Raw genomic sequence first — 13,998 nt, 5'->3', positions numbered from 1 at the left:
GGACAACGGTCAGGCCGCGGAGGCCACGACCTCCGCCTCGATGGTCGTCGGATGTGCCAGGACCAGGGCCTCTTCACGGGCCAGGTCTTCACTCACCTCGGCGAACACGGCCGACAGCGGCACCTCGAGGGCCATGCAGATCGCCGCCAGCAGCTCGCTGGAGGCCTCCTTCTGGCCGCGCTCGACCTCGGACAGATAGCCGAGACTGACGCGCGCGTCGGCGGACACCTCGCGAAGAGTGCGCCCCTGGCGCAGCCGCTTACGCCGCAGGACGTCGCCCAGCAGGCCACGAACCAGCACCATGAGGTTTCTCCCTTCCGCCTGTCCGGTCGTCTCTACTCGCACCGTAGCCCGACCGTGGGAACCAACGGTACCCGTTGCCGGGTCACTACTCCTCGCAATGTCCACCTTCGGTGCGCCGTGCCAGTCTGCCCTACCTGTCGCCATGCTGGTCTCAACACCCCGTTCATTCGAGTTCTTCCGTCACAAGTGTCGCCACAAGCTCCAATGCGGCCTCCACGGTCGCCTGCCGCACCGCAGCGCGGTCACCGCTCAGCTGTAGCTTCCGCACCTGCACAGACTCCGGTCCGGCCGCCGCGACGTACACGGTGCCCGCCTCGACCCCGGCTTGGGGGTCAGGTCCGGCCACACCGGTCGTGGCAAGCCCGTAGGTGGCCTCCAGACGCTCCCGGACGCCGCTGGCCAATGCTGCCGCAGTGTCGGGGTGCACCGGCCCCACAGCGTCCAAAAGGTCCTGCGGAACGCCCGCAAGCTTGGCCTTCAGGTCAGTCGCGTAGACCACCACACCTCCCCGGTAGACCGCAGACACCCCCGGCACGTCGGTCAGAGCCGCACCGACCATCCCCCCGGTCAACGACTCAGCGGTAGCCAAAGTCTCGCCCCGCGCCTTCAAAACTCCGACCAACCACTCGACGCTGCCCGACCCGGTGCTCTCCATTGCCCTATTCCACCCCATTCCCGCGGGTGGTGCGGGGCTACGGGAGGGGGTGTTTGGCGGCGGCGCGGAGGCGGAGGGCGCGGACCAGGTAATCGCCGCCGGTGATGAGGGTGACGGCCACAGCCGCGGTCATGACGATGATGGCGCTCCAGTGCAGCAGCCCGAAGGACTGCCACGGGAGGAGGTAGAGACCCAGGGCGATCGCCTGGAGGACGGTTTTGAGCTTGCCACCGCGGCTGGCGGGCATGACGCCGTGGCGGATCACCCAGAAGCGGAGTGCCGTGACTCCCCACTCGCGGACCAGGACGACGACAGTGACCCACCACGGGAGTTCGTGGAGAAGGGAGAGGCCGATGAAGGCGGCTCCGGTGAGGGCCTTGTCGGCGATCGGGTCGGCGATCTTGCCGAAGTTCGTGACCAGGTTCCAGCGGCGGGCGATGTCGCCGTCGAAGCGGTCGGTGACGATCGCGACGACGAAGGCGGCGGTCGCGAGCAGGCGGGTGCCGGTGTCGAGGCCGTCGTGCCGCAGCAGCAGCCAGACGAAGAGCGGGACCAGGGCGAGCCGCAGCACGGTGAGCGCGTTGGGGACGTTCCAGGCGCTGGGCGCGTGGATCCGCCCGGCCTGCGGAACCGGGTTCGGCGGGTTGGTCACGCGGTCAGGTTAGCGGCCGAACGGTCGTCCTGGGGACTCACCACCGCGGCGAACTCCGCGATCAGGTCGACACCGTCGCTGCCGACCACCTTCGCGGAGACCAGATCACCGATCCGGACACCCTCAGGAAGGCCGATCAATGTCGTCGAACCGTCCACCTCAGGCCCTTGGTGCGCAGCGCGCCCCTCGCCCGTCTGACCGACCGCCGGTGCGTCCCCCGGAGACTCGTCCTGGGAGTCGGCCTCGGGCGTGCCGAGGGACTCCACGAGGACCTCGACGAGCTCGCCGATGCGGGACTCGGCGCGGGCGGAGGTCAGATCCTCGGCGAGCCGGGTGACGCGGTCGAGGCGGGCCGCGATGGTGTCCTCGTCGAGTTTGCCGTCGTAGGTCTCGGCCTCGGTGCCGTCCTCGTCGGAGTAGCCGAAGACGCCGATGGCGTCGAGGCCGGCCTGGGACAGGAAGTCGCAGAGGATGTCGACGTCTTCCTCGGTCTCACCGGGGAAGCCGACGATGACGTTGCTGCGGACCCCGGCGGCGGGGGCCGCGGCGCGGACCTGGGCGATCAGCTCGAGGAAGCGCTCGGAGTCACCGAAGCGGCGCATCCGCCGCAGGAGCGGGCCGGAGGCGTGCTGGAAGGAGAGATCGAAGTACGGGACGACTCCGGGGGTCGAGGTCATCGCGGCGAGCAGCGTCGGGCGCATCTCGGCGGGCTGCAGGTACGAGACGCGGACGCGGGTGATGCCGGGGACCTCGGCGATGTCGGCGACGAGGGTCTCCAGCAGACGGAGGTCGCCGAGGTCCTTGCCGTAGGAGGTCGAGTTCTCGGAGACGAGGAAGAGTTCGCGGACACCGTTCTCCGCGAGCCAGTGGGCTTCGCCGAGCACCTCGGTGGGGCGACGGGAGATGAACGCGCCACGGAACATCGGAATCGCACAGAACGCACACCGGCGGTCGCAACCCGACGCCAGCTTCAGCGGAGCCATCGGTCCACCGTCGAGACGACGCCGGACGACGCGCGGTCCGCTGGCCGGGGCGGACATCAGGTCGGGCGCGTCGATCTTCAGCTCGTCCCGGGCACCCGACGGGCCGACCATGCGGCCCTTCAGCGGCTGGCCGCCCATGCCGGAGGTGGTCTCCGGCGTGCCGGTGGCACCGAGCGGCTTGAGCGCCGAGGGGATGTGGTCGGTGCCGTGATCGCCGTGGCCGGGTGTGGCTACGGAAGGCGCGGACTGCCGGGCTGCCGGCGAGAGCGGCAGGAGCTTGCGACGGTCGCGGGGAGTGTGCGGGTGGTGCTTGGTGCCCGAGAGGATGGAGCGGAGGCGGTCGGAGATGTCCGCGTAGTCGTCGAAGCTGAGGATCGCGTCGGTCTCCGGGAGGGCCTCGGCGAGCTGGTCGCCGTAGCGCTCGGCGAGGCAGCCGACGGCGACGACGGCCTGGGTGCGGCCTGACTCCTTGTAGTCGGCGGCCGCGAGCAGCGTGTCGACGGAGTCCTTCTTGGCGGCCTCGACGAAACCGCAGGTGTTCACCACCACGGTGTCGGCGTCGGCGGCGTCGTCGACGAGGCGGAAGCCGCCGGCCTCGAGACGGCCGGCGAGCTCCTCGGAGTCGACGTCGTTGCGGGCACAGCCCAGCGTGACCAGGGCAACAGTGACGGGTGGCGTAGTCATCACAACGAGTATGACGCGCGGGCCAGCCTCACACCTAACCGCGTCGGGCTACTTCTTGGCCAGCGTTCCGTCGGGATGGGCAACGAACCGGTAGAGCTTGGTGGCCTGGGCTTTGCCGTTCACCTTGATCACGAGGTTGCCCGGGGCACCGGCGGAGACACGGATATCGCCTACCGCGGTCACGGTCTGCACCGACCCCGGACCGACCAGTCCCTGGAAGAGACGCGTGCCCGACTTGTCGCGAAGCGTGACGTACGAACCGTTGTTCTTCGCGGTGAGCATGAGCGTGGTCCTGGTCGGGACGACCGGCGGCGGAGTGGTCTTCCGCTTGGTCGGGGCAGCCGTCGGCTTCGGGGCCGGCTTCGACGGCTGGGTGGTGATCGTCGTGGTGGCGGTGGTCTTGGAGGCGTTGGCCTCGACGTCGCTCGGCAGCGTGAACAGCCGAACCATCCCCCAGCCCAGCAGCCCGACCAGGATCGCGCCGAGCACGATGCCCCAGCGCGGGCGGGCCGGATGCAGAGTCGGGCCCTTGACGGCGGCACGCTCCTCGCGGCGGGACTTCTCCTCCTCCGCGGCGTGTTCGGCGTCGAAGGAGGCGACCAGTGGCGCCGGGTCGGCCTTGACCACGCGGGCGATCGACCGGATGTGCCCACGCGCGTAGAAGTTGCCGCCACAGCGGGAGAAGTCGTCGGCCTCCATGGCGGTGAGCAGCCCGGTTCTGATCCGGGTGGCGGCACTCAGCTGCTCGATCGTCATGTCGGCCCGTACACGGGCCGCCGTGAGCTCGCTACCGATGCTCACGTGGTCACCGTCCTCTCCGTCGCCCGATCCGAAGTGCGGGCCATCAGCATCCAAAGTCATCGATGCCGGCAGCCGGACCGCCGACACCAAGTCAACGGTCGTCGCCCGATGGGGTCACGGCCAAGTCAGAGTTGCTCGCGCACCGGACATCTGGCGTCCGCGAGCATATGCAAAGCCTGTACCACTTCCCCGTTCGACGGCCGCGCCGTCAACCCGAACGGTACCGCGAGTGAGGACCCGGTCAGGCGACGGTTGGCATCTGTGGTCTTGCGCGTCGCCGCCGGCATCGCCGCCAAGGTCGGCCCCGGATCCAGCAGATGCACGGCGATCCGGCCGTCGTCGAGCGGATGCCGGCGTTTCAGCACCGTCACCTCCTCGATCTCCTGCCACCGGGTTCCGATCCATTCGTTGCGGATTCGCAACCGGATCCCGACGTCGTCGGCCACCAGCATGTCCCCGACAGTCAGCGCCCGGGCACACACCACAGCCAGTACGGCGAACGCTGCCGCCGCGAGCCAGCGCAGTACACCGGTCGGGGTACCCGATGCGGACGCGGCGAAACCGACGGCCACCAGGCCGGCGCCGAGGGCGAGCCCGCCGTGCACCTTCTGGGAGGCGCGGATCGTGAACGGAACGGGTTTGCCGTCGACGTCGAAACCGTCCTGACGTGCCTGATTACGGGGCAATGCGCTCGCTTCGGTCACGGTCACTCTCCTCGGAGGGTGGTGATGAAGTCTTCCAGGTCGTCCGGCTTCACCAGGACGTCGCGTGCCTTGGACCCCTCGCTGGGACCGACCACGCCCCGGCTCTCCAGGATGTCCATCAACCGGCCGGCCTTGGCGAAGCCGACCCGGAGCTTGCGTTGCAGCATCGACGTCGAGCCGAACTGGGTCGAGACGATCAGCTCGGCGGCCTGGACCACGAGGTCCATGTCGTCGCCGATCTCGTCGTCGATCTCCTTGCTCGGAGCGGCGACAGCGGTGACGTCCTCGCGGTACGTCGGCTCCAGCTGCGTCTTGGTGTGCTCGACGACCGCGTTGATCTCTGACTCGGTCACCCAGGCGCCCTGGATCCGCATCGGCTTGCTCGCGCCCATCGGCAGGAACAGCCCGTCACCCTGACCGACCAGCTTCTCCGCGCCGGGCTGGTCCAGGATGACCCGGCTGTCGGCCAGCGACGAGGTCGCGAACGCGAGCCGCGACGGGACGTTCGCCTTGATCAGACCGGTGACGACATCGACCGACGGCCGCTGGGTGGCCAGCACCAGGTGGATACCGGCGGCCCGGGCGAGCTGGGTGATGCGGACGATCGAGTCCTCGACGTCCCGCGGCGCGACCATCATCAGGTCGGCCAGCTCGTCGACGATCACGAGCAGATACGGGTACGGCGTGAGCACGCGCTCGGACCCCGGTGGCGGCTTCACCTTGCCACCGCGGACCGCCTTGTTGAAGTCGTCCACGTGCCGGAAGCCGAACGCCGCGAGGTCGTCGTACCGCATGTCCATCTCGCGGACGACCCACTGCAGCGCCTCGGCCGCCTTCTTGGCGTTGGTGATGATCGGCGTGATCAGGTGCGGGATGCCCTCGTAGCTGTTCAGCTCGACCCGCTTGGGGTCGACCAGGATCATCCGCACCTCGTCGGGCGTGGCCCGCATCAGGACCGAGGTGATCAGCGAGTTGATGAAGACCGACTTGCCCGATCCGGTCGCACCGGCGACCAGCAGGTGCGGCATCTTCGCCATGTTCGCGACCACGAAGCCGCCCTCGACGTCCTTGCCCAGGCCGGCCACCATCGGGTGGTGGTCGTTGCGGGCGGTCGCCGAGCGGATCACGTCGCCGAGGCTGACGATCTCCTTGTCGGTGTTCGGGATCTCGATGCCGATCGCGGACTTGCCCGGGATCGGGGACAGGATCCGGACGTCGGCCGAGGCGACGGCGTACGCGATGTTCTTCGACAGCGCGGTGACCTTCTCGACCTTCACCGCCGAACCGAGCTCGACCTCGTACCGCGTCACTGTCGGGCCGCGGGTGTAGCCGGTGATCTGGGCGTCGATGCCGAACTGGTCGAACACCTCGGTGAGCCGGTCGACGACCTGGTCGGACGCCTTGGTGCGGGCCTTGTGCACCGAACCCGGCTTGAGGATCTGCCCGTCGGGCAGCGTGTAGGTGATGTCGCCGGACAGGCTCAGCTGCTCGACGCGCTGCGGCAGCGGGGTGTGCGGCGGCGGCTCCGGCGGCGGCGCGTCGTTCACCTTGAAGGTCGGCTTGGCGGGTGCCGGGGCAGCTGCGGCCTCGGAGTCGACGTCGTACGCGTCTTCCTCGTCCGGGACCGGCGCGGCCTTGGGCTTGCGGCCGCGCTTGGAGATCTCGCGACCCTCCAGCACCGGCGAGTCGTAGGGCTTGATCGTCGGGTCGCCGTCGTCCTCGAGCGCGGCCTTGGCGCGGCGCTCCTTGCGGGTCAGCCGGACGGTGTCGTCGGTGGGCGCCTCGGTCGCGGGCGCGGCCTCCTCCGGCAGTTCGGTCCGGCCCATCAGTACGTCGAACGCTGCCCGCACCCGGAGCGGGATCGCGTAGATCGCCGTACCGGTGATGATCAGCAGACCGAAGATCGAGAGCAGCACGAGCAGCGGAGCCGCGACGTACTGACTGAGGAGGTCCGAGAGCGCTGCGGAGATGACGTAGCCGATCGCGCCGCCGGCGTCGTGCAGCGGAGCGTCGGAAGGGTTACTGGGCCGCGGGATGCCGTTGGCGATGTGCACCAGACCGAGCACGCCGAAGGACAGCAGCGTCCAGCCGATGACCTGGCGACCGGCCGGGCCGTTGCGTTCCGGATTCCGCAGGGTGCGCATGGCCATCGCCAGCAGCAGCAGCGGGACCGCCCAACCGATCATGCCGACGCTCTCGCCGACGACGGTCCGGATGCCCTTGCCGACCGCGCTGGGCATGTGCCACCAGATCGAGGCGGCGACCACGATCGCCAGCCCGATCAGGAACAGGCCGGCGCCGTCGCGGCGGTGCTCCGGATCGAGGTCACGGGCACCGTTGCCGATGCCGCGGACCATCTTGCCGATCAGGTGCGCGACGCCGATCCAGAGCTTGATGATGCCGCGGCCGATCGCGAGCATGGCGGCCGCGAAGGGCCCCGGTCCGCTGTTTTTGGGTGTGCTGGTCCGCGCAGCGGTGGTACCACCGCGCTTTGCGCTCTGCCCACGCTTCTGGGCGCCTGACGAACGGGTGCGTCCGCCGGCAGCGGTCCGGGCCGTACTCGGCCGTTTCGCTGCCGCCTTCTGCGCCCGCGCCGGGGAAGACGTGCGGGTCGCCATATCTAGCAGGCTACCTCCAATACCACTCGAGTCCCTCGTGTCACACGCCGATCACGCTGCCCCATCCGTAGCGTCACGGCTCAGAAGGTGGGCCACGTCCCAGTGGGACGCTGCTGCCCCGCGCCCGGTGCCGTCCAGTCACAAACCCCCTGTGGGAAGGCCTGCTGGAGGGCCGTCCACTGCTCCGCTGTGAAGCCGGTCCGGTAGTCAGACGGTGACAGTGGGCGCAGGGTGCACTTGATGACGTCGTTGGCAACGGATGCCCCCGCGACCTGTCGCGGTGCCGGCCAGACGGGGTAGAGCGTGTTGCACCGGGTCGTACGGATGCCGTTGACCTGCTTCTCGACGATCTTCGTACCCTGCGGCGTCCAGCACGCCTCGACGAGTGAAGACGGCCTGTTGCGGATCAGCCGAGCGTGCGCCGAGCCAGAGCCGGTGTCAGCGTCGACAGCGTCCATCCACTGATCCAGCGCCTTCAGCGCGGACAGCACGACCGGATTGCCGGTGGTGAACCCGGCGGTCGAGTCACCGGACTGCACCAGCATCACGTGGTTGTCCGCGTCTCCGTTCGCCTTGACCAGCCGCTCCCGTAGTGAGAACGAGTGGAACATCAGGTGGATGTCCCCGTCGGGCTGTTCGTCGAGGTATTGCCGGTAGTCGATGATCGGCGTGCTCGCCAGTCCCCCGCCGCCGTTGATCAACTGCCCGGTCCGGTACGCCGTACCGATCGCATCCGCATCGGCCATCGTGCGACCGGGGACGAAGTTGGCGTCGGCGTCGAAGCCGCCGACCGCTCGATTCAGGTCGACGAACTGCGCAGCGGTGATCTTGCCAGCCTTCAGCGCTGCCAGGCCGTACTGGATCCCCACGTTGTCGAGCGGGCGGCGCAGCACACCCGCCGCGTCCTTGCCCCAGATGTTGACCTGGTGGTCGTAGACATCGCAGCGCGCGCCGCCCGGATTCGTCACCGGGTGGTAGCGCCGCGCCACGGGTAGTTGCGCAGGGCAATAAACCCGCGGGTCGATCCGGCGGCCGGCACCGGCCAGGTTGGCGATCGCCCCGACCTTGCCGAACCCGGCCACCGCCTGCTTCGCGGCATCGGACCAGCCGGTTGCCGACCGGAAGTAGTGATCGAGCAGCAGCGCGTCGGTGATCGTGTGCAGGGTGGCGAAGCCGACCTCGGGGAACACGCACGACGCCATGATCCCGTCGAGCAGTCCGGGATAGTTGTCGGCGATCTGGAAGACCTGGTACGAACCGCCCGAGCAGCCCCAGCCGATCGTTTTCCGCGGTACGCCGATCGTCTCGGCGATGTGCTCGCGGGTCATCGACATCGTCTCGGCGGCGAGCACCCCGTTGCAGTTCACCCCGAACACGTTCAGGGTCGAGGAGGCAACGGCGTACCCGCGACCCAGCAGGACGTCGTCGTTGATGCCGCCGGTGGTGCTCCCCTGGTGGTACCACCCGCCCGGGCAACCGCCGCCGAACGTGTAGACCAGCCGGCCGTTCCAGCCCGACGGCGGCCGGCGCACGCTCGGTGAACCTTCGGCGCGGTCGTGCAGTACGGCGTACTCGTAGATGGACCGGTTGATCACGCCGGTCTCGACCCGGACGATGTACGGCACCCGCCGGCCGTCCGACGTGGTCGTCGTGGCCAGGTCGGCGGGTTTCGTTGCCGGAAGCACCTTCAGCGACCGGTCGGCCTTCGAGCGGTACAGGTAGTCGACGCGGGTCTTCACAAAGCAGTTCGGCCCGGTCGCCGGACCGAGCTCGACCTTCGCCAGGGTGGTGAAGGCGGCGGTCCCGCAGATGTACGGCGCCTCGTGCGGACCGGCGAGCATCGGCCCGGAGCGCGGGAAGTTGGTGATCCCGAGCCGGGCCTCGCCGGCCGTGACCGTGTTCCGGCCGATCTCCAGTCCGCGGACCAGGCCGATCAGCCGGTCCGCGGTCCGGGTGAACACGGGGGTGATGTCGCGGCCGTTGAGCCGGACGACGACGTTCTCGAGGTTCTGGCCGGTGATCCCGACCAGCGCGTCCCCGTCACTGACGAAGTCGGGCCGTGGACTCGACAGCACCTCGATCCGGACGCCGTACGCCGCACTCGCAGGCGCCACCAGGAACGCGGTGAGCACCGCGAACACAAGCGCGACGAAGGCGGCCGGACGCTTCATGGCAGGAAGTTGACCACAGCGACCGGGCCATCGGAAGGCTTGTTACCAGATCGATCAGGCTCCGGTGACGCCGTCGAGCTGTTCCCGCAGCAGATCGGCGTGACCGCAGTGCCGCGCGTACTCCCCCACCAGGTGGATGTAGATCATCCGCAGCGTCGACTCGGTGCCGCCGAACTCGAACCGCTCGTCGAACGACCGTCCGGCCGCCGCCTCGTCGGACAGCTTCCACTCGGCGATCAGACCGTCGTACGCCGCCTCCGCCTCGGCCGGGTCGATGAGTTCGAAGTCGGCATCCTTGCCCAGCTCCGGTGCGAACAGCGGCTCGGCCGGAGTCCCGGAAGCGAAGTGGATCCGGAACCAGATCCGCTCGACCTTGGTCAGATGCCGGATCAGGCCGAGCAACGAGAGGTTCGACGGCGGCGACGGCCGGGCGGCGAGCTGTTCCGCGGTCAGGCCGGCGCACTTGTGCAGCAAGGTGCTCCGGTAGAAGTCCAGATAACCGCGCAGGAGCTCGGTTTCCGGGGCGGTCAGCGAGCCGTCCGGCCGCTCGGCCTCGGGGGCGTGCCAGGTCATACGTTCCTCACTTCATCTCAGCATCTGTTCGGTTATCTCATAAAGCGAGATAGGGGCTGGCGTCTTCGTGGCCCGTTCGTTACCGTTCTCGGCAGGTCATGAGCGCCAGCGTCAAGCCCCGGCTCGCTGGCCGGCAACCCTCCTCCGCGGCGGGGTGCCCCGGGTGAAGACCAGGCCGTGCGGATACCCCGTTCGGCAAGTGCGGACTTCCCGGGAGCGAAGCCATGTCGATCCTCTCAATCCTCGAGCCGGCCACCACGAGCACCCCGCGTGCGGCGGTCACCCGGCTCACCAACGGCACCATCCCCGCCACCGTCGGCTCGGACCTGCTGGTCCCGCTGGCCGACGGGCGTGTGACGGACTACGCGAACTTCGACCACGGTGCGAGCGCCCCCTGTCTGGAGTCGGTGCGCGCCAGCGTCGAGGCGGCCCTGCCGTCGTACGCGTCGGTCCACCGCGGCAACGGCTACGCCTCCCGCATCACCACCCAGTGGTACGAGCGGGCCCGCGCCGAGGTGCACAGCTTCGTCGGCGCCCGTGCGGACGACCAGGTCATCTTCACCCGGCAGACCACCGACGCGCTGAACCTGCTGGCCCACGCTGTCCCGGCCGACGCGACGGTGATCGTCTTCGAGTCGGAGCACCACGCTGCGCTGCTGCCGTGGGGCGAGGAGCGCACTGTCCGCCTGGCCGCGCCCGCTTCGGCCGGTGAGGCTGTGACGGCCGTCGCCGACGCGCTGCGGACCGCTCCGGAGGGACCGCGCCTCGTCGTCGTCACCGGCGCCTCCAACGTGACCGGCGAGATCTTCCCGATCGCCGAGCTCGCCGCCGTCGCCAAGGCGCACGGTGCGCGGATCTGCCTGGACGCTGCGCAGCTCGCGCCGCACCGGGTCGTCGACATCGCCGACCTGGACGTCGACTGGGTCGCGCTGTCCGGCCACAAGCTCTACGCGCCGTACGGCGCCGGTGCGCTGATCGGTCGCGCGGACTGGCTCGACGCGGCCGACCCCTACCTGTACGGCGGCGGCGCGACCACCTCGGTCACCGGCGACGGCGTCGTGTGGGCGACCGGACCGTCGCGGCACGAGGGCGGCTCCCCCAACGTCATCGGTGCGATCGCGCTGGCCTCCGCCTGCGCCACCATCAGCCGGAACCGGGACGCGATCGAGCAGCACGAGCGCAGCCTGCTCGCCCGGCTCCGCACCGGTCTCGCGCAGATCGCCGACGTCACGACGTACTCGATCTTCGGGGCCGAGGCCGACCGCGTCGGCACGGTCTGCTTCACCATCAACGGTCTGAGCTCGACCCTGGTCTCCGCGGCGCTCAGCGCGGAGTACGGCATCGGCGTCCGCGACGGCAAGTTCTGCGCGCACCCGCTGGTCGGCCACCTGCTCGCCGACGCACCGGAGCACGGTACGGCGGTCCGCGCCAGCCTCGGTCTCGGCACGACCCGTGAGCACGTGGACCGGCTCGTCAGCGCGGTGCGCTCCCTGGCCACCAACGGGCTGCGCGGGGAGTACGAGGACACCGACCACGGCTGTCAGCCGACCGATGACCCTCGTGACCTCCACGCGCCCCGCATCTGGTGACGCAGTCCTGAAACGCTCCTACTGCTCAGGAGTCGAGTGCTCTGAGTTAGATCTGCGGCGAGTGCTGGAGGTGTCCAGGTGCGTGCATCGCAAGGCGGAGGGGCGTCCTCGATGCGGGGTTCATCGTGGACGCCCCTCCAACGCCGCGAGGTGCGTGCCTGGGCGCCTCCAGTGCCGTCGCAGATCTAACTCAGAGCACTTAGACCTACATGGTGAGCAGCGAACGCCAGTAGGTCCGCCCACTCCGCCGCGATCATGGCGGCGGGTTTGCCGAAGCCGTGACCGGTGTTGACCTCCACTCGGGTCAAGACAGGTTCGGCCGCGGACTGGGCATGCTGCAACGCAGCGATGAACTTGTGACTGTGCAACGGGACTACCCGGTCATCGTGGTCACCGGTGACCACCAGCGTGGCCGGGTACGCCGTACCGTCCTGCACTCGGTGCAGCGGTGAGTAGGCCAGCAGATCCTCGAACTGCTCCGGGTTGTCCGGATGCCCGAAGTCGGACGCCCACGCGGCACCCACTGTGAAGAGGTGGAACCGCAGCATGTCCAGTACGCCGACGCCCGGCAGCGCGACCTTGAACAGGTCTGGGCGCTGCGTCATGGCTGCTCCGACGAGCAGTCCGCCGTTGCTGCGGCCGTGAATGGCCAGCTGCTCCGGAGTGGTCACTCCCTTGTCCCGCAGGTGCTCAGCGACCGCGATGAAGTCGTCGAACACCTGCTGCTTGTTCTTGAGCCGTCCGGCGTCGTGCCACTCGCTCCCGTACTCACCGCCGCCCCGGAGGTTGGCGATCGCCAGCACTCCCCCGGCAGCGAGCCACGCCGGCCAGCCCGGCTTGTAGTCGGCCAGGATCGAGATGCGGAAGCCGCCGTACCCGTAGAGCAGCGTCGGGCGTGGGCTGGCGAAGTCCAGGTCGGCACGGGTGATCAGGAAGTACGGAACGTCGCCGGCCGTCTTCCGAGTAACCAGTACCTCGGGTGACGTGTAGCCGCTGACTCCCCGGACCAGCTCGGGCAACGCACGCGCCTGCGTGGTCGACGCCGAAACGACGTACGAGACGGTGGGGTCAGTTGTGGTGGACAGTCCAATGAAGAGCTCGTCGTGCTTGGTGCTGGCGTTCAGTGCGAGCACACCACCACCCTGTACGTCGACTACGCGCTCCCGGGAACCGTCCAGGTCGTAGAGCGTCAGCACGGGCTGAGCATCGACCAGCGTGACGGTGGCCAGACCGGACGCCGTACCGCGAACGGCCTGCAGGGCGTGCGGTCCTTCGGGGATGAGGTCGGTGAAGGTGCCATCGAGGTCCGCGAGCACCACGCGGCCGAGGGACGCGTCACGGTCGGTCTGCAGCACCAGCTGGTCACCGGACATCCGGATGAAGAAGATCTCGTCGGCGAGCTCGTCCACCACCTTGATCGGCTCGCCGAAACCGTCGGAGGTGATCGGGTAGACCCACAGGCGGGACGCGGGGTCAGTGCCCGCGTTGATGTGCACGATGACGTACCTGTCGTCCTCGGACACCTCCGGGGCGATGAACAGCCGGTCGTCCTCGGGGAAGTGCAGGACCAGCTCGTCATCCGACTGCAGGGTGCCCACTCGGTGCAGCTTCAGCTGCCCACCGGACAGAGTCTTCGTCTCCGTGCCCTCACTGCGCCCACTCGACGGGTAGTGCAGATACAGGTACGCCGAACTGTCCGGAAGCCAGGTGGCCTCGCAGAACTTGGCCTCGGTCACCACGTCGTTCACGGGATCACCGGTGGCGATGTCGAGCAGCCGGAACGTCGTCCAGTCGCTACCGCTCTCGTTGATGCCGTAGGCGAAGTACTTGCCGTCAGGACTGACGGTGAACGAGCCGAGGGAGTCGGTGCCGTCCTCGGACAGCTTGTTCGGGTCGATCAGCACCCGGCCGCTGTCCAGCAGTTCCTCGAGGGACTCCGCGACGTACACGACGTCCTGGGCCTGGGTGCCGTCGTTGCGGCCGACGAAGTACCAGCCGCTCTTCCTGGCGGGCACTCCGGCGCGTGGTCGGGCCAGGATCGCGGAGAGCGTGGTCTGGAACCACTCTCGCTCCGGATAGCCCGCCAGCTCGGCCTGGGTGTACACGTTCTGCCGGTTGACCCAGTCCTGGGTCTCGACGGAGTCAGGGTCTTCCAGCCAGCGGTAGGGGTCGGCGATCGCGTGCCCATGCAGGGTTTCGACCACATCGTCGCGGCGGGTGTCCGGAGCAGTCATGTGACAAACCTACGTCGTACTCACCGCCTCC

At 68.9% G+C, this 13,998-nt stretch carries 11 protein-coding genes and 1 riboswitch; of the genes, 1 reads left to right on the top strand and 10 read right to left on the bottom strand.

Annotated elements, in window-relative coordinates; genetic code table 11:
- Positions 1–9 precede the first annotated feature (9 nt).
- The 9 genes from OG474_RS35410 to OG474_RS35370 form a co-directional block, all read right to left on the bottom strand.
- Positions 10–303 carry a helix-turn-helix domain-containing protein gene (locus OG474_RS35410; RefSeq protein WP_391541924.1) on the bottom strand — a complete coding sequence of 98 codons (294 nt, stop codon included), beginning with the start codon at positions 301–303 and terminating at the stop codon, positions 10–12.
- A gap of 163 nt (positions 304–466) precedes the next feature.
- Positions 467–958, bottom strand: a complete 492-nt coding sequence (locus OG474_RS35405; protein ID WP_405057983.1) for a CinA family protein — start codon at positions 956–958, stop codon at positions 467–469.
- Positions 959–995: 37 nt separating this feature from the next.
- Positions 996–1,610: a CDP-diacylglycerol--glycerol-3-phosphate 3-phosphatidyltransferase gene (gene pgsA, locus OG474_RS35400; RefSeq protein ID WP_405057982.1), complete on the bottom strand. Its 615-nt coding sequence runs from the start codon at positions 1,608–1,610 to the stop codon at positions 996–998.
- The gene (locus OG474_RS35395) at positions 1,607–3,277 is read right to left on the bottom strand and encodes a MiaB/RimO family radical SAM methylthiotransferase (RefSeq protein WP_405057981.1); all 1,671 of its coding nucleotides are present in this window, start codon (positions 3,275–3,277) and stop codon (positions 1,607–1,609) included. The genes pgsA and OG474_RS35395 overlap by 4 nt, the downstream gene beginning before the upstream one ends.
- Before the next feature lie 48 nt (positions 3,278–3,325).
- Entirely contained in the window at positions 3,326–4,078 is a 753-nt protein-coding gene (locus OG474_RS35390; protein WP_405057980.1) for a helix-turn-helix domain-containing protein, read from the bottom strand.
- Between the two features lie 125 nt (positions 4,079–4,203).
- Entirely contained in the window at positions 4,204–4,782 is a 579-nt protein-coding gene (locus OG474_RS35385; RefSeq protein ID WP_405057979.1) for a hypothetical protein, read from the bottom strand.
- A gap of 2 nt (positions 4,783–4,784) precedes the next feature.
- Positions 4,785–7,202: a DNA translocase FtsK 4TM domain-containing protein gene (locus OG474_RS35380; RefSeq protein WP_405064646.1), complete on the bottom strand. Its 2,418-nt coding sequence runs from the start codon at positions 7,200–7,202 to the stop codon at positions 4,785–4,787.
- A gap of 278 nt (positions 7,203–7,480) precedes the next feature.
- A complete protein-coding gene (locus tag OG474_RS35375; RefSeq protein WP_405057978.1) occupies positions 7,481–9,571 on the bottom strand; it encodes a DUF6351 family protein in 2,091 nt (696 codons plus the stop codon).
- A 54-nt stretch (positions 9,572–9,625) separates the two neighbouring features.
- Positions 9,626–10,144 carry a DinB family protein gene (locus OG474_RS35370; protein WP_405057977.1) on the bottom strand — a complete coding sequence of 173 codons (519 nt, stop codon included), beginning with the start codon at positions 10,142–10,144 and terminating at the stop codon, positions 9,626–9,628.
- Between the two features lie 94 nt (positions 10,145–10,238).
- Positions 10,239–10,352, top strand: a riboswitch (SAM riboswitch).
- 16 nt (positions 10,353–10,368) lie between these two features.
- Between OG474_RS35370 and OG474_RS35365 the strand changes: the two genes are divergently transcribed.
- On the top strand, positions 10,369–11,733 hold the full coding sequence (locus OG474_RS35365) for an aminotransferase class V-fold PLP-dependent enzyme (protein ID WP_405057976.1): 1,365 nt from the start codon (positions 10,369–10,371) through the stop codon (positions 11,731–11,733).
- A 185-nt stretch (positions 11,734–11,918) separates the two neighbouring features.
- On the opposite strand, the gene OG474_RS35360 is transcribed toward OG474_RS35365, so the two are convergent.
- The gene (locus OG474_RS35360; protein ID WP_405057975.1) at positions 11,919–13,967 is read right to left on the bottom strand and encodes a prolyl oligopeptidase family protein; all 2,049 of its coding nucleotides are present in this window, start codon (positions 13,965–13,967) and stop codon (positions 11,919–11,921) included.
- Between the last annotated feature and the right edge of the window lie 31 nt (positions 13,968–13,998).

It is taken from the genome of Kribbella sp. NBC_01505 (assembly GCF_045040285.1).
GTDB lineage: Bacteria > Actinomycetota > Actinomycetes > Propionibacteriales > Kribbellaceae > Kribbella.
This window is presented reverse-complemented; position numbering and strand designations above follow the sequence as displayed.

Bases quoted from the DNA above. Each gene is read 5' to 3' on its own strand.
- OG474_RS35405 (WP_405057983.1), bottom strand. From the start codon at position 958: ATGGAGAGCACCGGGTCGGGCAGCGTCGAGTGGTTGGTCGGAGTTTTG.
- OG474_RS35370 (WP_405057977.1), bottom strand. From the start codon at position 10,144: ATGACCTGGCACGCCCCCGAGGCCGAGCGGCCGGACGGCTCGCTGACC.
- OG474_RS35375 (WP_405057978.1), bottom strand. From the start codon at position 9,571: ATGAAGCGTCCGGCCGCCTTCGTCGCGCTTGTGTTCGCGGTGCTCACC.
- OG474_RS35410 (WP_391541924.1), bottom strand. From the start codon at position 303: ATGGTGCTGGTTCGTGGCCTGCTGGGCGACGTCCTGCGGCGTAAGCGG.
- OG474_RS35365 (WP_405057976.1), top strand. From the start codon at position 10,369: ATGTCGATCCTCTCAATCCTCGAGCCGGCCACCACGAGCACCCCGCGT.
- OG474_RS35380 (WP_405064646.1), bottom strand. From the start codon at position 7,202: ATGCTCGCGATCGGCCGCGGCATCATCAAGCTCTGGATCGGCGTCGCG.
- OG474_RS35395 (WP_405057981.1), bottom strand. From the start codon at position 3,277: ATGACTACGCCACCCGTCACTGTTGCCCTGGTCACGCTGGGCTGTGCC.
- OG474_RS35360 (WP_405057975.1), bottom strand. From the start codon at position 13,967: ATGACTGCTCCGGACACCCGCCGCGACGATGTGGTCGAAACCCTGCAT.